At 51.3% G+C, this 23,275-nt stretch carries 23 protein-coding genes, 1 tRNA gene and 1 pseudogene; 9 read left to right on the top strand and 16 right to left on the bottom strand.

The annotated features are described in order from the left end of the window. Window positions 1-28 precede the first annotated feature (28 nt). The 3 genes from DXU84_RS13480 to mug all read right to left on the bottom strand — a co-directional run bounded on the left by DXU84_RS13480 (window position 29) and on the right by mug (window position 1,985). The gene (locus DXU84_RS13480; RefSeq protein WP_013573943.1) at window positions 29-631 is read right to left on the bottom strand and encodes a hypothetical protein; all 603 of its coding nucleotides are present in this window, start codon (window positions 629-631) and stop codon (window positions 29-31) included. Window positions 632-711: 80 nt separating this feature from the next. Further along, window positions 712-1,203, bottom strand: coding sequence for a hypothetical protein (locus DXU84_RS13475; protein ID WP_041672991.1), 492 nt, complete (start codon window positions 1,201-1,203; stop codon window positions 712-714). A gap of 278 nt (window positions 1,204-1,481) precedes the next feature. Continuing rightward, window positions 1,482-1,985, bottom strand: coding sequence for a G/U mismatch-specific DNA glycosylase (gene mug, locus DXU84_RS13470; protein ID WP_013573940.1), 504 nt, complete (start codon window positions 1,983-1,985; stop codon window positions 1,482-1,484). 141 nt (window positions 1,986-2,126) lie between these two features. Here mug and DXU84_RS13465 point away from each other — a divergent pair. Both DXU84_RS13465 and DXU84_RS13460 read left to right on the top strand, forming a co-directional pair. After that, window positions 2,127-2,203 (top strand) — tRNA-Ile (locus tag DXU84_RS13465). A gap of 147 nt (window positions 2,204-2,350) precedes the next feature. After that, window positions 2,351-2,680 carry a DUF6388 family protein gene (locus tag DXU84_RS13460; RefSeq protein ID WP_153375974.1) on the top strand — a complete coding sequence of 110 codons (330 nt, stop codon included), beginning with the start codon at window positions 2,351-2,353 and terminating at the stop codon, window positions 2,678-2,680. A 131-nt stretch (window positions 2,681-2,811) separates the two neighbouring features. Here DXU84_RS13460 and DXU84_RS25395 read toward each other — a convergent pair whose 3' ends face one another. From DXU84_RS25395 to DXU84_RS13435, 5 genes are all read right to left on the bottom strand, one after another. Then, window positions 2,812-3,000, bottom strand: a complete 189-nt coding sequence (locus DXU84_RS25395) for a DUF2158 domain-containing protein (RefSeq protein WP_153375972.1) — start codon at window positions 2,998-3,000, stop codon at window positions 2,812-2,814. A gap of 580 nt (window positions 3,001-3,580) precedes the next feature. Further along, window positions 3,581-3,910 carry a hypothetical protein gene (locus tag DXU84_RS13450; protein ID WP_013573892.1) on the bottom strand — a complete coding sequence of 110 codons (330 nt, stop codon included), beginning with the start codon at window positions 3,908-3,910 and terminating at the stop codon, window positions 3,581-3,583. After that, on the bottom strand, window positions 3,907-4,548 hold the full coding sequence (locus DXU84_RS13445; protein ID WP_013573891.1) for a type VI secretion system amidase effector protein Tae4: 642 nt from the start codon (window positions 4,546-4,548) through the stop codon (window positions 3,907-3,909). The genes DXU84_RS13450 and DXU84_RS13445 overlap by 4 nt, the downstream gene beginning before the upstream one ends. A 2-nt stretch (window positions 4,549-4,550) precedes the next feature. After that, on the bottom strand, window positions 4,551-5,105 hold the full coding sequence (locus tag DXU84_RS13440) for a PAAR domain-containing protein (protein ID WP_013573890.1): 555 nt from the start codon (window positions 5,103-5,105) through the stop codon (window positions 4,551-4,553). Window positions 5,106-5,150: 45 nt separating this feature from the next. After that, on the bottom strand, window positions 5,151-5,516 hold the full coding sequence (locus tag DXU84_RS13435; RefSeq protein WP_153375970.1) for a hypothetical protein: 366 nt from the start codon (window positions 5,514-5,516) through the stop codon (window positions 5,151-5,153). A gap of 551 nt (window positions 5,517-6,067) precedes the next feature. Between DXU84_RS13435 and DXU84_RS13430 the strand changes: the two are divergent. The 6 genes and pseudogenes from DXU84_RS13430 to DXU84_RS13405 all read left to right on the top strand — a co-directional run. Beyond that, window positions 6,068-6,726 (top strand): annotated as a pseudogene (locus DXU84_RS13430) (tyrosine-type recombinase/integrase); the annotation flags it as partial. A 9-nt stretch (window positions 6,727-6,735) separates the two neighbouring features. After that, window positions 6,736-8,565: a hypothetical protein gene (locus DXU84_RS13425; RefSeq protein ID WP_153375968.1), complete on the top strand. Its 1,830-nt coding sequence runs from the start codon at window positions 6,736-6,738 to the stop codon at window positions 8,563-8,565. A 341-nt stretch (window positions 8,566-8,906) separates the two neighbouring features. Next, window positions 8,907-9,875 (top strand): Fe2+-enterobactin ABC transporter substrate-binding protein, encoded by a 969-nt coding sequence (gene fepB, locus DXU84_RS13420; protein ID WP_013573887.1) that lies wholly within the window; start codon window positions 8,907-8,909, stop codon window positions 9,873-9,875. Next, window positions 9,875-10,876 (top strand): Fe(3+)-siderophore ABC transporter permease, encoded by a 1,002-nt coding sequence (fepD, locus tag DXU84_RS13415; protein ID WP_014411587.1) that lies wholly within the window; start codon window positions 9,875-9,877, stop codon window positions 10,874-10,876. Before fepB ends, fepD begins: the two co-directional genes overlap by 1 nt. Before the next feature lie 2 nt (window positions 10,877-10,878). After that, window positions 10,879-11,907 carry an iron-enterobactin ABC transporter permease gene (fepG, locus tag DXU84_RS13410; protein ID WP_112152064.1) on the top strand — a complete coding sequence of 343 codons (1,029 nt, stop codon included), beginning with the start codon at window positions 10,879-10,881 and terminating at the stop codon, window positions 11,905-11,907. Next, the gene (locus tag DXU84_RS13405; protein ID WP_014411585.1) at window positions 11,904-12,701 is read left to right on the top strand and encodes an ATP-binding cassette domain-containing protein; all 798 of its coding nucleotides are present in this window, start codon (window positions 11,904-11,906) and stop codon (window positions 12,699-12,701) included. The genes fepG and DXU84_RS13405 overlap by 4 nt, the downstream gene beginning before the upstream one ends. Here the strand turns inward: DXU84_RS13405 and fes are convergent. Further along, window positions 12,675-14,018, bottom strand: coding sequence for an enterochelin esterase (gene fes / locus DXU84_RS13400; protein WP_153375966.1), 1,344 nt, complete (start codon window positions 14,016-14,018; stop codon window positions 12,675-12,677). The genes DXU84_RS13405 and fes overlap by 27 nt on opposite strands. A 225-nt stretch (window positions 14,019-14,243) precedes the next feature. On the opposite strand from fes, the gene DXU84_RS13395 reads away from it, so the two are divergent. After that, window positions 14,244-16,514, top strand: a complete 2,271-nt coding sequence (locus DXU84_RS13395) for a TonB-dependent siderophore receptor (RefSeq protein WP_126124610.1) — start codon at window positions 14,244-14,246, stop codon at window positions 16,512-16,514. A gap of 69 nt (window positions 16,515-16,583) precedes the next feature. Here DXU84_RS13395 and gdhA read toward each other — a convergent pair whose 3' ends face one another. The 7 genes from gdhA to DXU84_RS13360 all read right to left on the bottom strand — a co-directional run bounded on the left by gdhA (window position 16,584) and on the right by DXU84_RS13360 (window position 23,263). Next, window positions 16,584-17,927 (bottom strand): NADP-specific glutamate dehydrogenase, encoded by a 1,344-nt coding sequence (gene gdhA / locus DXU84_RS13390; protein ID WP_014411582.1) that lies wholly within the window; start codon window positions 17,925-17,927, stop codon window positions 16,584-16,586. Window positions 17,928-18,039: 112 nt separating this feature from the next. Further along, window positions 18,040-18,525: a methylated-DNA--[protein]-cysteine S-methyltransferase gene (locus tag DXU84_RS13385; protein ID WP_013573880.1), complete on the bottom strand. Its 486-nt coding sequence runs from the start codon at window positions 18,523-18,525 to the stop codon at window positions 18,040-18,042. Window positions 18,526-18,588: 63 nt separating this feature from the next. Further along, complete coding sequence (locus tag DXU84_RS13380) at window positions 18,589-19,287, bottom strand: phosphatase PAP2 family protein (RefSeq protein ID WP_370461776.1); 699 nt, start codon at window positions 19,285-19,287, stop codon at window positions 18,589-18,591. Window positions 19,288-19,357: 70 nt separating this feature from the next. Beyond that, window positions 19,358-19,795, bottom strand: a complete 438-nt coding sequence (locus DXU84_RS13375) for a DUF2000 domain-containing protein (RefSeq protein ID WP_112152062.1) — start codon at window positions 19,793-19,795, stop codon at window positions 19,358-19,360. Between the two features lie 51 nt (window positions 19,796-19,846). Then, window positions 19,847-20,686: an AraC family transcriptional regulator gene (locus DXU84_RS13370; protein WP_153375964.1), complete on the bottom strand. Its 840-nt coding sequence runs from the start codon at window positions 20,684-20,686 to the stop codon at window positions 19,847-19,849. Between the two features lie 151 nt (window positions 20,687-20,837). After that, on the bottom strand, window positions 20,838-21,734 hold the full coding sequence (gene malM / locus DXU84_RS13365) for a maltose operon protein MalM (RefSeq protein ID WP_037034195.1): 897 nt from the start codon (window positions 21,732-21,734) through the stop codon (window positions 20,838-20,840). A gap of 230 nt (window positions 21,735-21,964) precedes the next feature. Then, window positions 21,965-23,263, bottom strand: coding sequence for a maltoporin (locus tag DXU84_RS13360; protein WP_014411581.1), 1,299 nt, complete (start codon window positions 23,261-23,263; stop codon window positions 21,965-21,967). Window positions 23,264-23,275 lie beyond the last annotated feature (12 nt).

The raw sequence follows: 23,275 nt of genomic DNA, 5'->3' as shown, positions 1-23,275 counted from the left end.
TACTCCGTAAGTAAATTAAACTGATGACTCAGCCAACAGACCAGGTGTTATCATTTTTCAGCTGAACATTCAGGTTGTAAGTATTCGGCGCAAACTCAAGCTGCTGCTTATTGGTAATCTGACCAATATCAAGCACCTGACCCGGCGTATAATTACCAAAAGTGATCCAATAAGTTGGATGCGGCGTGAAGGTCAGGTTGATGTTCGGCTGTGCCTGAACAACAAAGGTACCCGCCCCCGACATACCGACCCCGACAGAGGCCTGATTCAGCGGTAAACTGCTGTCGTTCGTGACATACAACGTACCGTTCTTTCCGCCGGTGGTCTGTTGTTCGAATTCAAACGCCCCCTCGGAATAGCTCAGCGTCACCTGATTATTGTTCGTCAGGCTGGCAGGAAGGGTTTGAGAGGCATCGAATTTCACACCGGGGATCAGCACACCGGTTTCATCCCAAACAAAACTGTAATCAATTCCCCAGTCAAACTGCACTTTGGTTTTTGGATGTGCCACTTTGGAGAACCACGCCAGTGACATCACTTTGGGATCGGTGATATCCGGAGAGGTTTGATAAATACAAATTGCGCCGGTATTTACAGAGTTGTTTGCTACAGTGACAGAATATTGAGTCATAATATTTACCTTTTATATTAAAATGAATGAGAAAATAATTGTGTGTAGTCTTTGCCTTCTCTTAACTTCCTCGACCTCCTTTACAGACACGCGTTACGTGATTTAATTAGCCGGATACTTCGCATCGTAATACCAAAAGTTTGTGTGAGTAGTTTTGCCGGAATATCTTCTTTCATCGCCACTTGCATTGCTGCCCGGCGAATAGCGATAAACACCCCCCAGTTGGATGGCGTATCCAGATATCCAGAAGAATCAATTTTTTTATAAATTCTGTTATATTTATTTTGCGGGATATTAATCCCGTAGATCTGATAAAACTTCTCTGCCTCTTTGGGCATGTATATTTTTCTCCCTCCATGGAGATGAATAAAATGAAATAATCCGGCGAAACCACCATGTTCAGCAAATTCCGATGCTATCCAGGGCATCACCGACATGATGCAGACGCTGTTTTTTTCACAAAAGCTGATTAATCTTGCTTCTCTTTCTGAATGCCGGAGCGGTAGTCCTGAAAATAGTTCGAACCATTCCTCCAGATTTTCCTGTCTTTCTTCGGTTTCAACATTAGCCATATCTCCTGCTCCTGAAGAATCAAACTGCCTGACTACTTTGCTGCTCACCCCGAATGAGGCGATGGAATAAGTTTTAGTTCAGTTGAGCGCATTCACACGGGGGAAGCATTCCTCTTACATTAAATATGCAAATGTATTCAGGTGGGGTTCAGAGAGTATAAAGCTGCTTTAATAGCGAAATAATTTGGTAAATCAACCAAAACCAAGACGATTATTAATAAAATAATCATCATGGCGAGATTTTATATCTGAGGGAATAATAAGAGGAGGTGACGGGATTATGCTGTGTTTTCTAATGATAAGAATAGTTCACGGTATGCGGATACCAGTTCATCCAGCGTCGCCCGGTTCAGGCCGCTTGGGTTAGGCAGCACCCAAACTTCCGTGTCACCGATTTTCAACGCCTGACGTCCCCAGTTCACCTTACTGATGCCAAACGCTTTACTGAATGCCTGTTTGCCTAAAACAGCCAGCGCACGCGGCTGATAGTATTCAATTTTTGCCATCAACGCTGCGCCCCCTTCGCGCAACTCATCGCGAACCAGCTCCGTTGCCTCAACGGTCGGACGTTCCACCAGCATGGTGATCCCGCAATCTGTATCCAGCAAATGCTGTTCTTCTTCAGGCTTAAGTAAACGCCCGGTAAAACCCGCCTGATAGATAACCTTCCAGAAGCGGTTATTGGCATTAGCGAAATGGAAACCATGATGAGCAGTGGATAAGCCGGGATTGATGCCGCAAAACACGACAGAAAGATCCCGGGCGATAATATCTGTAATCATTATTATCCCTTAAGATGTATTTACCTGAGTTATAGGTAAAAACGCAGTGAACACAACAGACTAAAACTGTGCACAAAACGCGCATACAAACCGAAGACATATAGACCTGTAAGCAGAGTTTACCGTATAATCCCGCACCTCGGCCCTTTAGCTCAGTTGGTTAGAGCACGCGACTCATAATCGCTTGGTCGCTGGTTCAAGTCCAGCAAGGGCCACCAAATTAAACAAGGACTTACGCTAAAAACGTGAGTCCTTTGTTTTTTGGGGATATGCCGGGGATATTTTGCACGGGCAATCATGGTGTTTTTGGTTGTTTTGCGTGCAAAGTGGCCTTGCTTATCTCTCCTATTCGCTGAGGCTGTTCAATGAAAACGTATCTCGAATGTTTCAAGGAAGTGCGCCAGCAGTTTATTGAGTCCAATCCGGGCATAGTTAGCCGTATTGAATACGAAGCAAACCAACACGCCCCTAATTTAGGACTATCTGAAAAAGAGTTTTTTGATGATGAAATTGGAAAATCGTTTATCAGCGAACTCGCGAGGCATGGTGGCGATCCAGTTCTCACGGTAATTAGAATGAGTTCGGCTGATGATGAAACTAAAAAGACTCTGCAGGCTGAGCATTACCAAACAATAGCTGACGCTCTTGGGATGCCTCTGAACGAATATCTAATAGAAAACCGTATCATTCTATAGCGGGGCTGGCGCTGGTGGCCGCAATGCGTGAACCCTGCGGCCAATACGTTAAGCACTCCGGCTATGCGTGGAGCTGGTGCCGGGAGCATCATCCACGGCCTTTAACATCTCTTTCCTAAACTCCCCACGTTTTAAGTTCTTCCCGTCGAACCACTCCGCCACCACGTCGCCACGTCGCCACGTCGCCACGTCGCCACGTCGCCATCGTTATAGCCCATGCCCATGAATAGCCAGAATTCACTATCAGCCGCCTTTACTCCGGCAACAGTCATAAGCGGACTTCCACTTTTCAACATCACTACATCGCCAACACTAAACATGGTCACCTCTGTTAGTTAGTATTTTCAGCGCACATTCTGCGCAGGATGCGGAAGTTTTCGGATCCTGATTTACACATTTTTGCGCAGTTCTCTCTGCTACTTTCCCCAGCATTGGCGCTGCTTCCTTTGAATTCTGCGTACTAAATTGCGCAGTGCATTTTTGCGCAGTTCTGCCGCTTTCCGGTTGGCTCGAAATTAGCAAACCAATCGTGATAAATCTATACATCTTGAGAATAGGAAAACTTAGGGAAAGTACGCAAAAACTCAACAAAACTTAATATACAAAAAAGCATTCCCAACTGGATGCGGGCTATTAATAGCCTGAGAAACCGGTATGTTTAACCGCGTTTTTCCCGTCCGTCCATTTCCGTCCATCCAAATTTTGGACGGACTTTGCGTACTTTTTTGCGTACTGTTTTTGCATACCTGCGTACCATTTTTCCGTGCCAATCTGGCGCCAATTATTCTGCAAAACATAGGGGAAGATGTGGGGGTAACTGATAGGCCGCAATGGTGGCAAATGTTGGATAAAACCACCAGCAAACGGTGCCCGGTGGCTGATACTTTGCAGCGTGGATGTTTAGGCCAGATAAGCGAATACCAACAGGAGGATAAACAGGACAACAAACAGTGCCAGCGAGTTACCCAACCATCGCCGCCATCGCCACCCCGCCCCAGTTCCAATAAACGTAAATATCCCCATCACGATTGGTGGCAAAAAAAATAGAACTGAAACCATCGTGATCAACTGAGGCGATCCGCAATGTTCCAAATCACGGCACCCTTTAACGAATAGTTTTAAGGGCTCCATTTTTAGGGATTTGAAAATTACATCACCAATAACGTGATAAATAATCGTCACGCCGAAACCAATAACAATTGAAAGGAATACCGTAATTATGCGTTTCATAAAATATGCCAAAAAAGAATCTCTTTTGCTTTACTGAGATCGGAATAAGTGGGCACCAGCCCCCAAAAGTCTACGGACTCTTTACCCACTGTGAACCTCATGAAATTTGTTGCCGCACCTCTTAAGCCATTATTTGGGAACCGGCTACCGTTCCATAAATCAATATGACCGCCGCTCACACTATCACCAGACTCCCCGTCCCGCGCCCAATAGCCGCCAAAGAAGATGATCCCCGTTCTGCCGCCCACCTTATCTCGCCAGCTTGCGCCGGTAACGTTCTCCGGCTTGGCCGGTAGCCCGGCAAAGGGTTTCAGCGCCAGCCAGCGCGCCATCTCATCAGCGCGAGTGGCGGTGGCCTTACCGCCCAGCAGAATACGCCCAATGCTGCTTTTACCTGCCGCCGGCTTAATGACTTTCTGCGAAAAAGATTTCATTTCAATCCCTACCGCGTGAAGGGTGGCACTCAGACGGATCGCGCACTGGTTTGAATAGTCCGGATTATCATAGGGATTGCCCGTTACATAATTATCCCAAAGTTGCTCAAATCTAATCGGCGTAATTTGAACAATTTTCAGTGAGCCTGGTGTGTCATTTGTGGGTATCGTTTTGCGGCCTGCGCCGCGTATTGGCCTCGCCATGCCTATCCCTTCCCTAAGGCATCGTCGCCCACATGAATATCGTATGAATCTAATCCATTGGTGGCAATGCGGGGTAACCGCCCATCCTCACCAATGGTGCCAGCAAAGTGGCGGCCATCGCGCGCCTCTATGTAATAAGGCAATCCCGCCAGCTCTCGAGCGCGGGTGGTTGACTGAATAGTGATTTGCTCATCATAGCCGCCAGACTCGCCAGCATAATCAATTTGGATGGGATGCTTCGCATGACCCTGCGCAATTAAATCCGCCAGAGTGAGGGTATGAAACATCGCCGTTTTAGAATTAATAAGTTTCGGGGGCGGGGTGCATTTACAAATACACAAATCACCGCTCAAACCTTCCGGCTTTCCTTCATAAGTAGAATTATGCCTCGGTGTAACACACAATAAATAACCTGTTGTCCCACACGCAGGGCATGAAATTTTGTCGCCTTGTACAGCAATGGGTAAACCGTCGTAGCTTGTATTGATAGCACTACAACCGATAATTGATCCGCCCGCAGTAGTCTTATCACCTAAGACCAATACATATCTGTTCATCTAAATCCCTTAAATGAGCTGGCGCCCAGCGCCAGTGGCAAACTGTTATTTCCATGGCGCTGAGTAACCACGAACCAAAAACCCCTCAATCCCCTCCTCAGGTACGTGGATTTCTGCTGCAATGCCGGTATCTGGTGACCACTCAATAACATCGCCGTTCTCAGCTTCACTACCAATGATCGCAGCAGGGAAACCCCGGTAAGCGAACCCATACCCGGCACCGGAGACAATGCAGGAAACCGATCCATCCGGATATACAACTTCATCCCCTACGTGCGCCAGCCGGTGCCTCCCTTCACCAAAGTAAATATGGTCTTCACGCTCTTGTACACGCACCACGCCGCCGCGCTTTGTCCTTGAACCTTCTAAGGCCAATGGATGTACCGATTTAACTTTCTTTGCTTCTTCCATAGAACACATCCTGTGATTCATTGAGCATGAGAAAAAATACTACGCCTTGTAAAAAACGTGCTTACTCTCAGCGATCAAAAACTGCTGATTTTCAGATGATTATTATTAACTTCAATACCTCGGCTAGCCCCATCCGGGCAGGGTACGACCGTGCGTCGAAGTCATGTTAACGAATAGAAAATCAGACTTTCCAACAGCCTTTACAGATCGTTTTCCTTTAATCGATCGTTTTAAGTGATCAAATTCATCTCAATGATGAATTAGCCAATATTATTAAAAATGGGTATCGGATTGAGCTGCAGACCAGCGTGATGCGGTATTTCTGAAGAGGGGTGAAAACTTTTAAATTCGCGGGTGTAAAAATACGATGGAGCAGGCCGTCCGGCGGGCTGCGGGCTGTAGCGATTTGATTCCCTCTCCCTTGCCGTGCTGGTACTGCGGGGTTCATGTCTGGCATGAGGCTATCTCAACGCGGCGGCCGTGACCGCGTCCACCCGAAAACAGGTGCTGCCATTCTCTCCCACTGGCGCTTCTGCGCCGCCAGTGCCTCAGCGGCATCCGTTCGAAAGGTTAAGGCGGCTTGCTCATCCCTTGAGATGATGGCGCTGTATTTTTATGAGGTGAGTCCCCCTGCAAATCTTTTACGATTTGAGGGTCTACCTCCTCTACCTTTTCGGGTGAGCCCTTACAGGACATGGCTTACAGCGGGGTATTTTCTGACTAAAGATCAGATTGGGCAATTACTTGAAAAATGCGGACGAAAAAATAATAATGGCTTCGTTTGCATCGTTAAGTTATGCCTATCAACCGGCGTACGCTGGTCAGAGGCAGAAGAGCTGAATAAAAGCCAGGTCACTAAATATAAAGTCACTTATACCAAAACCAAAGGTCGAAAAAATAGAACTATCCCTATAAGTGAAGCTCTTCACGACTCGTTACCAGAAGTGAAAAAGGCAGGTTATTTAAGAGTTGCTATGATGCATTTCGTTCCGCTCTGGAACGCACTGATATTGAGTTACCCGCCGGTCAACTAACGCATGTACTACGCCATACTTTTGCATCGCACTTTATGATGAATGGCGGTAACATATTGGTGTTGCAAAGAGTACTTGGACATACTGATATTAAAATGACGATGCGTTATGCGCATTTCGCACCAAATCATTTTGATGAAGCTTTGAAATTTAATCCCTTAAGCAACAGTCTATAGGCAATTACGATGAATGAACATTTAAAAGAACCACTGTTAAATTATAAAAATCAGACTAATCCTGGGTATGCTTTATTAATCACTGGTGACTGGGGTTCTGGTAAAACTTACACAATAACAAACTACCTTTCAAAAGATTCCATATATTATATAAGCCTCTATGGTCTATCCTCTGAAATAGATATCCAAGCTAATATTTTCGGTGTGATGAATCCAGAGAAAAAAAAACTTAAATCCATTACTGAGAAATTTAACAGTATCAATATCGGTGCATATGGATTACGTTTAAGTCTAGGACGGTTTGTTTCAGCACTAATGAACTCAAACAGCAATGAACTCGTAAAGAAAGATAAAATTATTGTTTTTGATGACTTAGAAAGGTGCCAACTTGACTTAGATATCACCTTAGGGGTAATAAACAAGTATGTCGAACATCATGAGTGTCGGGTTATTGTTATTTGCAACGATAAAAAAAGCGACCCATTATTTTCTTTATCGAAAGAAAAATTATTTGGGCTAACATTAAAAGTTCTACCAGATATTGAACAGGCATTTGATGAATTTACTAAACTCAAAAAATACGACCCGATTAAAAAAAACCTTAAAGAATTAATCCTAAGTATATTTCTCACTTCTAAAATACAATCTTTACGCATACTCAAACATACAATAAATGACTGTTTACAACTTTATTCAATATTAGAGGATAAACATAAAGAAAATAAACCCTGCATAGCTGAATTATTTTCTTTATTCTTAGCCATTACTTATGAAGTTAGGTCAGGGGGAATCAAAGAAAGTGATTTAATTATCAGAAGTGATCAATTTAAAAATCACCTTTTTAATAAAAAAGCGGCAAAAATTAATATGTTCCCTATGATAGAAACGGACAAAAAAGAGGAGTTACCATCGGAGTCTGACGTAAGAATAAAAAAAGCCATAGATAAGTATGCGCCTATTTTGCTTGGTAGTAATATTATTACTAACGATGACTTAATCAACTCTATCTTTAATGGGAATTTCAATAGAAAGGGAATTTGCGATTCTGTGAACTTATCATCTCATTTTGCTGAGGCAAGAAGCACTCCAAACTGGATAATCGCTTATAATTATTATAACTATGAAAATGACATATTAGAGAAAGCAACTGAAGGCCTTAAGAAAGACTTTGAAAATAGAAGGTTAATTATTCCTGGTGAAATGTTACATCTTTTCCACCTCATGTTCCTGATGTCCTATATAAATGAGATAAATCTATCTTATGAAGACATTGAGAAAAAATGTAAAGAATATATTGATGACATTTACTCTAGAGGTGAAATGGAGCCAACTGAAATTAAATTCGATCCTTATAGAAATAATAGTAATTATAACGGTTATGGTTATTGGACTGAGGATGATTACAAAGAGTATGCGGGGCGAGTTAAAGTTTACTTGAAAAGTGTGCGTCAAAAGTCTTTTAATGATCAGCAACCTGCTATCCAAAATTCACTTATGGAAACTTTACGAAGTGACGTCGTTAGGTTCTCAAAAATTATTGGATATGATAATGGCCAGACAGGCGAATATTACCAAATACCAATTCTTTCGGGAATTCCTGCAGAAGTTTTTGTTAATACATGGCTATTAAACCCAACATCTCAATGGAGACATGTAACCTATTCTTTACAGCATCGTTATGCGAATGATAGGTTAGATCGAGAAATGGTTGACGAGAAAGAATGGTTTAAAGAAGTTGTGAAAATCATAGAGGAACGGGCTGCTACTGAAAAGGGGTTTAAAAATCAAATGTTGAACATGTTGATCCCATCTGAACTTAAGGAACAACTTTTTCAATAAGTACTCTTTGTCGCAAAATTGTCGCACTAAGATAGAGATATTGCCGTATATTGACTGATATTCACATTGCAACCCATTGATATACCGTTAAGACATTGTTTTTCAATGGGTTACATGATTCTCATAATCGCTTGGTCGCTGGTTCAAGTCCAGCAAGGGCCACCAAATTTTAGCTTAAGATTCAAACGATTAAGCCACTTCATACAGAGTGGCTTTTTTGTTGCGTGAATACCTGTCTTCCCCTGACTTTTACACGGATTGAGCCTCTCTCGTCATTGACCCCATACGCCCTGCATATAATAATGATAACCATTAACATTAAAGAATCAGGAATGGATCCAATGACAAGGGCTGGTTTTCGCCGTTTTTCAGGGATGGTTGCGCTGTTGTTATCGCTGCTTGTCGCCACGCAGGCTTTCGCAGAAGGCTGGCCACGGCAAGTTATGACCTCAAAGGGAAGCATCACATTACAACAGCCGCCGCAGCGGATTGTCTCCACCAGCGTCACCGTCACCGGCACATTGCTGGCGATTAATGCGCCGGTTATCGCCAGCGGGGCGACTGCGCCCAATAATCGGGTTTCCGATGCTCAGGGCTTTTTCCGCCAGTGGGGCGATGTCGCGAAACAACGCGGTGTGCAGCGGCTTTATATCGGCGAACCGAATGCTGAAGCCATTGCCGGACAGGCACCGGATCTCATCATTATTGCCGCCACAGGCGGGGATTCCGCACTGAAACTCTATGATCAGCTGTCGGCCATTGCGCCGGTCATGGTGGTCAATTACGACGATAAAAGCTGGCAGGAACTCGCCACCGAATTAGGCCGGGCGACGGGTAAAGAAACCGATGCCGCCAAGGTTATCGCGCAGTTTTCAGCCCGTGAAGACAGTCTGAAAAAAGCGATACATTTGCCACCGCAGCCGGTGTCCGCGCTGGTTTATGGATCAGATGGCAAAAGCGCCAATCTGTGGACGCCCGCGTCACCGCAAGGTCAGTTGCTCCGGCAGTTAGGATTCAGCCTCGCGCCGGTTCCGCTGAATTTAGCCGCCAGTTACAGTCAGGGCAAACGCCATGACATCATCCAGCTTGCCGGTGAGAAAATGCCGGAGGCGATGAACGGCCAGACGCTGCTGTTATTTTCCGCCAGTCAGCCTGATGCACAACGGCTGCTGACCAATCCTTTTCTGGCGAAGTTACCTGCCGTGCAGGCCGGGCGCGTGTATGCCATGGGTGACGACACGTTCAGACTCGATTATTACAGCGCCAGCAACATGCTGAATCAGCTTGAAAAACTGTTCGTAACTCACTGATGTCCCGCTCAATAAAAAATCTCACAGCGCTGTTGGTTGCCTTGTTTTTGCTCTGCCTGATGATGGCGCTGAGTCTGGTGCTGGGCGAGAAATCGCTTGCGTCCGGCACCGTGATGTCAGCGCTTAACGGCCAGTGCACTGGGGCGGACTGCGTGATTGTCACCGATGCCCGTGTGCCGCGCACGCTGGCCGGTTTGCTGGCAGGGATGGCGCTCGGATTATCCGGTGCGCTGATGCAAATCCTCACCCGCAATCCGCTGGCTGATCCCGGTATTCTTGGCGTTAATGCGGGTGCGGCTTTCGCGGTGGTTATCGGTATCGCCTTTTTTGGCGCAACGGATGTCAGCCACTATTTGTGGTTCGCGTTTGCCGGTGCCTTACTGGCAACATTGCTGGTCGCCATGATCGGCGCGCTGGGACGCGGAAAGCTGGATCCGGTACGCTTAACTCTGGCGGGCGTCGCGCTCGGCGCTGTGCTGGAAGGCATGTCTTCGGGGATTTCCCTGCTCAACCCGACCGTCTACGATCAGTTGCGATTCTGGCAGGCTGGCTCGCTGGATATCCGCAATATTACCGTGATTAAAACCATCACACCGCCGGTGACTTTTGCGGTTGCCCTGAGCTTACTGATGGCCCGTTCCCTGAATAATCTGACGATGGGCAACGAACTGGCGACGGCGCTCGGCACCAAAATCGCGACCACGCAGTTGCTGGGATTACTGGCGATTACGTTGTTGTGCGGCAGCGCCACAGCGGCTGTCGGCCCCATCGCCTTTGTCGGCCTGATGGTGCCGCATATGGCGCGCTGGATCTGTCGTGCGGATCCGCGCTGGATGCTGCCGTGGACGCTGGTGTTAACCCCGACGCTGTTGCTGGCAGCCGATATCGCCGGGCGTTTTCTGGTTACCGGAGAATTGCGGGTTTCCGTGGTGGTCGCCTTTATCGGCGCGCCGGTGCTTATTTTCCTGGTACGCCGTCCCGGTGGATTACACAGAGGTTAACCATGAGCCAGACTCTTACAGAACCTCGCCCGCTGAAAAAACCTTTGCTGCTGTCGCGCCCCTTTCTGACCGCCTGCGGACTGGTGTTATGCCTGCTCCTGCTGGCGGTTTACGCGCTGGGTAGCGGAACACTGGCACTGACGCCGTCGCAGGTTGTCAGCGCCCTGCTCGGCGACGGGCCGAAAAACCTGAGCATTATTGTCACGCAATGGCGTCTGCCGCGCGTGGTGATGGCGATGATTCTCGGTGCCGCACTCGGCATCAGCGGCGCGATTTTTCAGTCGCTGCTGCGCAATCCATTGGGAAGTCCGGACGTTATCGGTTTTAACACCGGCGCGTATACCGGCGTTCTGCTGATTATCGTGTTGTTCAATGGCGCTGCGGGCGACCTTCTCCCCGGCGCGATGGCAGGCGGCGTCGTGACCGCACTGGTGGTATACGCCCTGGCATGGCGTCAGGGCATCGAAACGTTCCGCCTGATTATCGTCGGTATCGGCGTACGGGCGCTGCTGATTGCGGTCAATACCTGGCTGATTATTCACGCCTCGCTGGAATCGGCGCTGACGGCTGGCTTGTGGAATGCCGGTTCGCTCAATGGCATCACATGGGAGAAAAGCCTGCCGGCGACCGGGATGATTATCGTCGCCTGCATGCTGGCGCGTTGCTTATCCGCTCCGATGCGGTTGCTCGAAATGGGCGATGATGCCGCCTGTGCGCTGGGCGTACCGGTGACGCGTTCACGTTTATTGCTGATGCTGGCGGGCGTGGCGTTGACCGCCGCGGCCACCGCGCTGGCCGGGCCAATTTCCTTTATTGCGCTGGTGTCACCGCAAATTTCGCGTCGTCTTTGCGCCAGCCAGCAGCACGCTTTATTTTTCGCGGCGCTGACCGGTGCGCTGCTGTTGCTCGCCGCCGATGTCACTGCACAACGGCTGTTCACGCCCTATCAGTTACCCGTGGGCGTGCTGACCGTCAGTCTGGGCGGCATTTATCTGATTGGGTTGCTGATCCGGGAGTCGCGACGCTCATGAATACTGAACACTCTTCCCCTTTGTATGCGAAAGATCTGACGCTGGGCTACGATAAAAAAATCGTCGCCCGCGAACTCTCCGTCTCTATCCCTCAGGGAAAACTCACCGTGATTATCGGGCCGAATGCCTGCGGTAAATCCACATTATTGCGCACGCTCAGCCGCCTGATGCCGCCGCAATCCGGCACGGTATTTCTCGATGGCAAACTGATCGGTGATTACGGCACCAGAGACGTCGCGAAACGTCTGGGTTTACTGCCGCAAAGTTCAACGGCGCCGGGCGATATCAGTGTGTCGGATCTGGTGGCCCGCGGGCGTTACCCGCATCAGAGCCTGTTCAGCCGCTGGACAGCGCAAGATACGCTGGCGGTGAACGACGCCATGCACGCGACGGGAGTATTCGAACTGGCGGAAAGCACGGTGAATTCACTTTCCGGCGGACAGCGCCAGCGGGTGTGGATAGCCATGGTGCTGGCGCAACAAACGCCGTTGTTATTGCTGGATGAACCGACAACCTGGCTGGATATCGCGCATCAGATTGATTTGATGGAACTGATGTGTCGCCTGAATCAGGAAAACGGCCGCACGCTGGTGGTGGTGTTGCACGACCTGAATCAGGCATGTCGTTACGCCGGGCATCTGATTGCCATGCGCGATGGAAAAATACTGGCTGAGGGCGCACCGGCAGACATCGTCACACCGGCACTGATCGAACAGGTTTTCGGGCTACGCTGCGCCATTATCGACTGTCCGGTTTCGCATACACCGTTAATTATCCCGCTGGGTAACGGTTGAATCTCCGGTGCTCCATGGCTCTTCGTTCCACAGGTATTGAAGGCCATCGGCTAATCCGCCGCGCCAGCTCAGCGCATCGTGACCGGCATCGACCACGCGATAATGCACGCTGTTTTTGGTGCGGCTCAGCAGCTCATCCATCTGATTATTCACCTGATAAATCAGTCGTTCATTGCTGCCCGCTTCCATGAAAATTTTCAGATGGCTGGCAGCCCCCAGCCCGTTACTCACCGCACGCAGTAACAAATCCGCCTCGTCAGGATTTTCATCCTGCTGCGATTTATTACGTCGCGGCCACCAGAAAGAACCGGACTGACTGAGTACCAGACCGAAGCACTGCGGCCAGTGCAAACCGGCGTACAACGCTGACAGCCCGCCAAAGCTCTGCCCCGCCACCACTGTTTTGTTCGCATCGCTGCTGTGCGGTGCGAGCGTCGCCACGGCGGGCAATAACTCCTCCTGAACGGCCAGCCAGAAATCTGCATTACAGGTCAGTTCGCGGCTGCGGGTCTGTGTATCGATCACATCAATCAGCACGTAGACGGCCTGCGGCAATGTGCCTTCCTGCGTCAGTTGCATCAGCGGCTGCCAGACCGGCATCTGCTGCGCCCAGAACTGGCCGTCGAGCAACAGCGCCAGCGGGCGCGATGCCGGATCCTGGCTTTCGCCGGTAGTGTAGATCCAGACCTTGCGCCGGTTGCCCAGACGCGCACTGTTCCACTGATAGGTTTGCAGTTTTGCCGGTTTCTGTGGCAACGCGGCACCGTGGAGATCAAACTCCCGCCAGGCAGGCTGCGGCAATGCGTCGGGCATATGCAAAGGCGACAGCGCGTGAGATTTCGCCCCCGGCCACGGCTGATTCGGATTCAGCGGGTCATAAATCGCATGGGCGAACATATCTTTCCACCATTCCCGCGCAGCCAGCATGGCGGTATAGGCATCGGGATCCTGCGGGAACTCTCTGCCGGGCCTGGTGCGCGGGATCAGGCTGTAACTGCCGCGCCAGCCGGAGCGCAGCGTAATACTCAGCGACCAGACATCGGTTCCCGCAAGTCTTTGCAGGCTTTGCGGCGGTAAAGACTGATGGTGATCGGTGATGCCATTGATGTTGATCCACACCCGCTGGAAATCCGATGTCGCCTCACTGCCCTGCGGATCCCGCCAGAAGAACGTCACGTTGCATACATCATCATTCAGCCGTTCGATCAAGGGTGAACCCTGCGCTTTAATGTCTTTCCACCATTCGGCACTTCCCGCCTGAGAGCTTGCTAACATCGCCTGCGCGGTGGGTTTTTCCGGAAACTGCGATTTCATCATGTTTACGCTTTACAGTCTTTTGGCAGTGAGAGAAGGCATAATTTGCAGAATGATTGACCTGCTTCCTGAAAATTATGAATGGGAATCGTATTGATAATTGTTTGCATTTGCAATAGTGTGTTACCGCCCGTAAACGGGACGATAAAAATACACACACAACAGGCCATCCTCCTGTTCACTAAATCTGTTTTGCAGGAACGGATGGATTTCAGGGCAGAATCCACTATGAAAAGCAGGCTACCACACTATTCTCTGGCAACCTTAATCGGGCTGGGATCAGCACTTTCTTTGCCCGTCAGCGCGGCAGAAAGCACCATACCCCGCACAACAGACGCCAGCCAGAACACCGCAGAAACACAGGAAGACACCAGCGACACACTGGTTGTCACCGCCGCACAGCAAAACCTTCAGGCTCCCGGCGTTTCCACCATCACTTCTGATGAAATCCAAAAACGCCCTCCGGCACGCGACATCAACGAACTTATCCGCACCATGCCCGGCGTAAACCTGACCGGTAACTCTACCAGCGGCCAGCGCGGTAATAACCGCCAGATCGACATCCGGGGTATGGGCCCGGAAAATACCTTAATCCTGATCGACGGTAAGCCGGTGAACAGCCGCAACTCAGTGCGTCAGGGCTGGCGCGGTGAGCGTGATACCCGCGGCGACACAAGCTGGGTTCCGCCCGATATGATCGAGCGCATCGAAGTGATCCGCGGCCCGGCGGCGGCGCGTTACGGTAACGGCGCGGCGGGTGGCGTGGTGAACATCATCACTAAAAAAGACACTCAGGAGTGGCACGGTTCCTGGAATACCTATCTGAACGCACCACAACATAAAGACGAAGGCTCGACCAAACGTACCGATTTCAGCCTCTCCGGCCCGCTCAACGATCAGTTCAGTTTCCGCCTGTTCGGTGGCTACAGCAAAACGCAGGCTGACGCGCAGTACATCAACGACGGTCATCAGTCTGAGCGTACCGGCACCTATGCTGACACCGTTCCGGCAGGTCGCGAAGGCGTGATCGATAAGAATATCGACGCCCTGTTGCACTGGGATTTTGCCCGCATGCAGTCACTGGAATTTGAAGTGTCCAACAGCCGTCAGGGCAACCTGTACGCAGGCGACACGCAGAACACCAACACCAGTGATTTGGTGAAAAGCATGTACGGTGAAGAGACTAACCGCATTTACCGCCAGTCCTACTCGGTGACCTACAAAGGCGCATGGGATAACGGTGTGACCACCAACAACTACGTGCAGTACGAAAAAACCCGTAACTCGCGCATGGATGAAGGGCTGGCGGGCGGTACCGAAGGCATCTTCTCTGACGAAGACTTCAACACCATCGCTCTGGGCGACATTCTGGCGCACAGCGAAGTCAGTATTCCGTTTGAGCTGGGCGTGCCGCAAACCGCGACGTTCGGCACTGAATGGAACCAGCAGAAGATGAAAGATCCGTCTTCCAACACGCAGGCTATGCTCGGCGGCGCGATTGCCGGTACCGACAGCACCAACCGCAGCCCCTATTCTCAGGCAGAGATTTTCTCGCTGTTTGCCGAAGATAATATTGAGCTGACCGACAGCACCATGCTGGTGCCGGGTCTGCGTTTCGACCATCACTCCATTGTCGGCAATAACTGGAGCCCGTCGCTGAACCTGTCTCAGGAACTGGGCGACGATTTCACCCTGAAAATGGGTATCGCCCGCGCCTATAAAGCGCCGAGCCTGTATCAGACCAACCCGAACTACGTGCTGTACAGTAAAGGTCAGGGTTGTGCGGCCAGCGGCGGCGGTTGTTATCTGGTGGGGAATAAAGATCTGGATGCGGAAACCAGCGTTAACAAAGAGATCGGGCTGGAATTCCACCGCAACGGTTATCAGGCGGGCGTGACCTATTTCCGCAACGATTATCGCAACAAAATCGAATCCGGTTATCTGCCAACCGGCACGTCCTCCACCGGCACAACTGATGTATATAAATGGGAAAACGTGCCGAAAGCCGTGGTTCAGGGGCTGGAGGGCACGCTGAATATTCCGGTCAGCAGCACCGTTTCCTGGAATAACAACGGCACGTACATGATTGAAAGTAAAAACAAAGAGACCGGCGATTATCTGTCGATCATCCCGGAATTTACCATCAACTCCACGCTGAGCTGGCAGGCGACGGAAGATCTCTCTCTGCAATCTACCCTGACCTGGTATGGCCGTCAGAAGCCGAAGAAATACAACTACAAAGGTGAAGCCGTCACCGGCAGTGAGAAGAATGAAGTCAGCCCGTATTCTGTGGTCGGCATGAGCGGCACCTACACCGCGACCAAAAATGTCAGCGTCACGGCGGGTATTGATAACGTCTTCGACAAACGCCAGTTCCGTGCGGGTAATGCCCAGACCGTGGGTAATGCCACCACCGGCGCCTATATGTACGGCGCAGGCGCGGCAACCTACAACGAACCGGGCCGCACGTTCTACATGAGCCTGAATACGCACTTCTGAGTATGTTGTCCGCATAAACAAAGCCACCTGCAAAGGTGGCTTTGTTGTGTCTGAAACCTGACTTTGGGCTTACAGCACGCCCTGCGCCAGCATGGCATCAGCGACTTTGACGAAGCCGGCGATATTTGCGCCACGGACATACTGCGTCTGCTGGCTTTCGCCGCCGTATTCGACACACGACTGGTGAATATCCAGCATGATGTGACGCAAACGCGCATCCACTTCTTCGGCTTTCCAGCTCAGACGCGCAGCGTTCTGCGCCATTTCAAGACCTGACGTCGCCACGCCACCGGCATTCGCCGCTTTGCCCGGTGCGAACAACACGCCCGCGTCGGTGAACAAGTCGGTCGCTTCAATCGTGGTTGGCATATTCGCGCCTTCGGCCACCGCTTTCACGCCATTGGCGATCAGCACGCGTGCCGCATCCGCATCCAGTTCATTTTGCGTGGCGCAAGGCAGCGCGATATCCACCGGCACGTTCCACGGCTGCTGCCCTTCAAGATACGTCAGTCCGAGTTTTTGCGCGTAATCGGCTACGCGGCCATCGCGGCTGGCTTTGATTTCGGTCAGCAGCGCCAGTTTCTCAGGAGTAAAGCCTGCTTCATCGACGACAGTACCGTTAGAATCTGACGCCGTAATCACCCGTGCACCCAGTGACATGGCTTTTTCAATCGCATATTGCGCGACGTTACCGGAACCAGACACCGCCACGCGCATGCCTTCGAAATCCAGGCCATGGCGTTTAAGCATCGATTCAGTGAAATAGATCAGGCCATAACCTGTGGCTTCCGGACGGATGAGACTGCCACCGAACGACAACCCTTTGCCGGTGAACACGCTGGCAGTGTTGTTGGAGAGTTTTTTCATCATCCCCGCCATATACCCGACTTCACGCCCGCCGACGCCGATATCACCCGCAGGCACATCGGTATCCGGCCCGAGATGACGGTAAAGTTCCAGCATCAGCGCCTGACAGAAACGCATGATCTCGCCTTCGCTTTTGCCTTTCGGATTGAAATCACTGCCGCCCTTCCCGCCGCCCATTGGCAACGTGGTCAGGGCATTTTTAAAGGTCTGCTCAAAACCGAGGAATTTGAGAATCGATAAATTGACCGACGGATGGAAACGCATGCCGCCTTTATACGGGCCGATGGCCGAGCTGAACTGTACACGCCAGCCACGGTTAACCTGCACCTGATTTTTGTCATCCACCCACGCGATACGGAACTGAATGACACGTTCCGGCTCCACCAGACGTTCGAGTAAAGCAGAACGGCGGTATTGCGGATTTTGTTCGAGGAAAGGCCATAGCGTGGTCATAACTTCACGTACGGCCTGGGAGAATTCGACCTGATGCGGGTCGCGTTGCTGAACTGAGGATAAGAACTGTTCGAGGGATTGAATCTGATCCATTAAGGTAAAACTCCGTTTGTAAGTGATGTTGTCTTTTTTATTTACTGCTTATTTTTTGACTATGCATCGACTGACAAGCGGACATCAAGCAATTTATTTCCCAATAAAAACCCTAAGATTTACGACCTTCCAGCTTCAGTAACAACAACTTGTTGTCCAGCCCGCCAGCAAAGCCGGTTAATTTCCCGGAAGCACCAATCACCCGGTGACACGGCGCCACGATAGAAATCGGGTTGCGGCCATTGGCCGCGCCCACGGCACGAACCGCTTTCGGGCGACCGATACGACGGGCGATCTCGCCGTAGCTGCGCGTTTCACCAAACGGAATTTCCAGCAACGCCGCCCAGACTTCTTTCTGGAATTCGGTGCCGGTGAAATCGAGTTCCAGCTCAAAACGGGTACGCTTACCGGCAAAATATTCGTTCAGCTGTTGTTCGGTTTTCAGCAAGATCGGAAACGACGGGTCTTCAATCATATCGCCCAACGGCACGCGCCCGTCGATTTCACATTCCCACAAAATGGCGGTCAGCTTATCGCCTTTCGCCGCCAGTGTGAGTAACCCGACCGGCGATGCCATCCGCTTGAATCTGTTTTCCATCAGTCCCTTCCTCTGCAAGTTTTACGCCCCACACTTTACCGGAAAGGCAGGAACTGACGAAAATTATTTCAGGCCCAACTGTGCGCGAAGTTCCGCTTTCGCCGCGTCGAATTCGGTTTTGAAATCTGGCTGTTCTTCCATTTTTTGCGCGATCAGTGCAGCACCGGTGCGGCTCATCACGGTATCAGAACGGTAATGGAAACCCGCTACCAGACGGTTTTCGGCGTAACCGGCCGCCCGGGTGAACAGCGCGTTGCGTTTTTCCGGCACCATTTCGCCCAGCACCGTCGCCATCAGATAGCCGATAGTAGAATGACCGGAAGGCCATGAGCCGGATTTGGATTTTTTCAGCAGCGGATGAATTTGTTCATCGAGCATATAAGGACGCGGGCGGTTAAAGGCTTTCTTGGCGTAATCGTCCACCACGTCTTCGGTCGCCACAATACGATCAAACAGCGCAGCGGTTTTCGGCAGTTTCGCGGCATCAAAGTCCGGCCCCATCACATCGGCAAAACGCCAGACGTTTTCTTCAGCATCAGCAATCGCCACTTTTTCCTGCTCCGGCGTACGGGTGGCCTGAATTTCCAGCAATTCTTTCAGTTCCGCTTTGGTCTGCGCCGAATCATCCGCCGGTGGAGCGGGCAGATATTTCGTCAGATCCAGTTCCTGGCTGGTGATAAAGGGTTTGGCTTCGTCAGCCGCCTGAACGACAAAAGTGGAACCGAGGGTGAAAAGCAGCAGAGCAACGAGGGACTTACGCACGGGAAAACTCCTGATATTAGTTTGAATATCAGGAGAGTAGAGAACAAGTGTGACGCTTAAATGACAAACATCAGCCGAGCAAACCGAGTTTTCCGGTCAGCTTGCGCACCACTTTCTTTTTACCCGCCAGCGCAATGCCCAGCAGTTGCAGGTTGTCCGTCGGCACAACAGACACCGCTTCGCGAAACGCGGCGTAATCCGTGGTTTGCTGTCCTTCGACCGGAAAAATAATTCCGTCCATTTCGTCATCATGAAGCAGGTGCTGATGAAGGTGCGTGAGCTGTTCGCTGTCGGCAACCAGCACGCTGATGCCAATCGGGATCAGCCCCGGATGCACGCGGTTATCAGCGTCAATCAGCGGCTCGCCCACCAGCGACGGATGGCGTTGCCCGAGCGTCAGGGCCAGAACGGCGGCGGCATTGGCGGCATGTCCGGCGGCAAGTTGCTGGTTGATGACAATCACGCAGCGTTCCGGTGACGAAGGCAGAATGGTTGCAGGCGTATTCATGATGGCAGGCTCCGGTTCAGTTGAAACATGAGCTTAACCCGTCACTTTTTCTCAATCTGGAAGATTTGTGCACAGACGCCGGTAATGTGCTGGCGTGAGCTGATAGGCGCGGCGGAACCAGCGCCCGAGATGGCTCTGATCAGCAAAACCTAAATCAGCCGCCACGTCAGCCGGTGTGCGCCCGAGCGCCAGCCCTTCACGGGCGCGGGTCAGTTTCAGCTGAATAAGATAGGCGTGCGGCGGCAATCCGAATTCAGCTTTAAACGCACGGCTGACCACAAAGCGGCTTTCGCCGGTCGCCGCTGCCAGTTGTTCGAGGCCGATGTCTTCGTGCAAGTGGGCATGCAGATATTCCCGCGCCTGATGCGCCAACCGCGACCAGGGCGCATGCCCCTGAAGTCGCGGCGGCTGCCAGGTGAGATGGCCGCCCAGTGCACAGAGCAAGCCGTCGAGCGCGGTCTGGCGGACAATGCGCAGGTCTTTGCCGTGCAGCGCCTGAAAAGCCCGTGACGTCGCCTGCGCCAGTTGCGGATCCTGCGCTAAGGTATTTTCGAAACTCGGATCACCGGCCGGAGAAAGGGAATCGCGCCGTGCCGCCAGCTCGCGGCTCAGCCATTGCGGATCGATATACAACATGTGATAGGTAAAACCGCCGGGCTGCACCGCATCGCCGTCATGGATTTCGCCCGGTTCGAGCATAAAGACTTTGCCCGGCAGGCTTTGATGTTTCTGGCGGCGACAACTGAACTGCTGCAAACCGTACTGAGTGACACCGACCAGATAACTGTCATGCCAGTGGGGATCGTAAGCATGGCCTTCGAAATGGGCGTGGATCGTCTCGATCCCGCTGTCTTTATCTTTCGATAAATCGACCCAGTTTGCAGACGCCATACATCCCCCGCTGAATGAATTAACAACAGGGTAACAAATAGGCGGAGTGAATAAAACTCGGTGGGTTTAAAACCCCCTCCCGGCCTCCCCCTTCGCAGGGGGAGGAGCTGAAAAAACTGCCAGCTTTTTCTCGGGGGAGGCGCTGAAAAACTTAGTGTTTCACGCTTTCAATAAAGGTTTTACGGGCGGTTTTGGAACCCAGACGTTCGGCTTCGTCCAGCAATTTCAGGGCTTTATCAACGTCCCCTGCTTTCACTGCTTTCTTAATCGCGTCATTGAAGTAGGTTTCTGAATCGCTGAGCATTGGCTCGCTCGGTTTTGCCGGTGCTGCGGCAGGCGCAGGCGCTTGTGTGCTGCCGACGACGACCGGTGCAGCGGCTGCTGGTGCGGAAGACGGGAAGATCTGACCAATCATCACGTTACCGGTTTTCTGCTCGGCAGTGACTTTCAGGCTCAATGTGCCGGTCGGGGTATGACGGGCAATCGGATCCGGGATATCCGGCACCGCGTTACCCACGCCCGCAGCGAAGGCTTTCGCCGGGTTCACCATCTGCGTGGTCTCAGCTAAGTCCTGACGGGTGGTGTACACCAGCAGATAAATTTGTTTCTGACCCAGTGCCGGCGTCAGTTTCAGTGTGCCTTCCAGACGATCGCTCGAGACGATACCTGGTTTCTGATACGGGAAATAGCTGGAAGGGTAAAACGCAGCCGGACGCATCTGCTCATCCAGCACCAGAACATTTGGCGCATACACGGTTTTACCGGTCGCGATACTGGTCAGCGTAATTTCAAGCGAACCCCGGTCAGCAGGTAAAGCGAATGCCCCGACGGCGCCCTGAATCTCACCCTGATTAATTTCAGCGCTGGACGTACCCAGCGTTACATCCTGCGTCACTGGCGGAACCAGCGGCGTCCATGAAAGGTTGCGTAAGGTCTGGCTGGAAATAGCCGGTGCAGTATTCGCATCATTTTGCGCAGCGTTCACCACCGCAGGGGCAGCAGCCAACAGGCTCAGCGACAGACACAGTGACAGCAGATTCTTTTTCATTATTGTTTCCTTTGAAATCACCATGAAGGCTGGCGGTCATCAGCGATAATCCGCCAGCCAGCACATCTTCTTTACTGCGTTTTTTTAAAGCTTACATTGCCATTTTTCCAAACTCTTTCGGGTTGCCGGAAGGCGGCAAGCGTCCAAGTCCCCGGGAGCGTAGACAACTACGTGACCGGGGCGAGGACGCGCAGCCAACGCATCGGCAGCGCGAAGGAGGAAGGAAAAAATTACCACCAGATTTCCATTTGGGCGCCGAAGGTTATTTCGTCGTCATTACCACGGCTGTATGTGGTCGTGCTGGTGTCGTTCATCGCTAAGCCATTGTTTGCGCCGCTGTCAGTGTCGTAGCCCCATTTTTCATCCCAGTTCGCATAAGTGGCAAACACGCGGATGGCCGGACGTGACCAGATGCTGTCGCCCGCCTGCCATTGTTGCGCCAGGGTGACTTTGTACTGGCCGTTTTTGTCGCCGGTACGCTGGGATTTCACGTTGTCGTAACCGACTTCCAGCAAGGTGCTCATGATCGGGGTCCATTTGTACATCGGACGGACACCGACGGTGTACCAGGTGGTGCCGTTGTTGTTATCGCGGTCAACGTCCTGATACATCGCCACGTACATCAGGCTCCAGGTGTCGTTGAAGTCGATAGCACCGTGGTCGAGCACACGCACCATGCTGCCGTTGTTGTTGATGGCAGCACCATTCGAGTGGCCGTTCGCCGCGCCCTGGCCCGGATCCGTCATGGAATCTGCGGCATATTGCAGCACGAATTTGTTATAGCCGTTGTAAATACTTTGCGTATGTTCCGCAGTGACCAGGAAGCCGTCTTTGGTCGCATCGTCAGCCAGTGAATAACCATCACGCGCGTTAGCACGGCCATAATCCACCCCTAACTCCAGCACACCGCCCGGGTTAGTTTGCAGGCCTGCCAGACGCACGTCGAACACGTCGTTGGAGGTAGGCACTTCATTACGCTGGTCAGCGATATAACCGTATGAACCGCCGCTTTCGGTGTTACGGGTGGCGGCCAGAGACAGTTTACCGAAGCCCAGATCGATGTCTTCCAGACCCGCACCAGGACCTGAAATATCCCAGTAGTAGAAGTCGATCATGTGAACGTCATGACGTTGGTAGAAACGCTTACCGGCCCACATAGTCGAACCCGGCAGCCATTCGATCAGGTTCTTACCCTTCACGTTTGCTTCGCGGAAAGCCGGATCGGTTGACTCCCAGTCGTTCTGTTGAGAAACGGAATACGCCACGTTGGTGTCGAAGTAGAAGCTCTTATCCCCTTCTTTCCACACTTCCTGACCCAGTTTCAACTCTGCATACGTCTCACATTCGTTACCGAGACGGTATTTGCTGTCTGCACCTGTCGCTTTGAAACATTGCTGCTCGCCGCCGCTGCCGGTCCAGCCAATACCCGAACGGGCATAACCTGTGAAATCCACCGCCATTGCTTGTGTAGAAAGGATGCCAGCAGCCACTGCCAGCGCCAGGGAAGAACTACGCATTGTGATCATCATTTTCTCCTGTAG

The sequence above is a fragment of the Rahnella sp. RcJ3 genome, assembly GCF_009498575.1.
GTDB classification, from domain to species: domain Bacteria; phylum Pseudomonadota; class Gammaproteobacteria; order Enterobacterales; family Enterobacteriaceae; genus Rahnella; species Rahnella aceris.
This window is presented reverse-complemented; position numbering and strand designations above follow the sequence as displayed.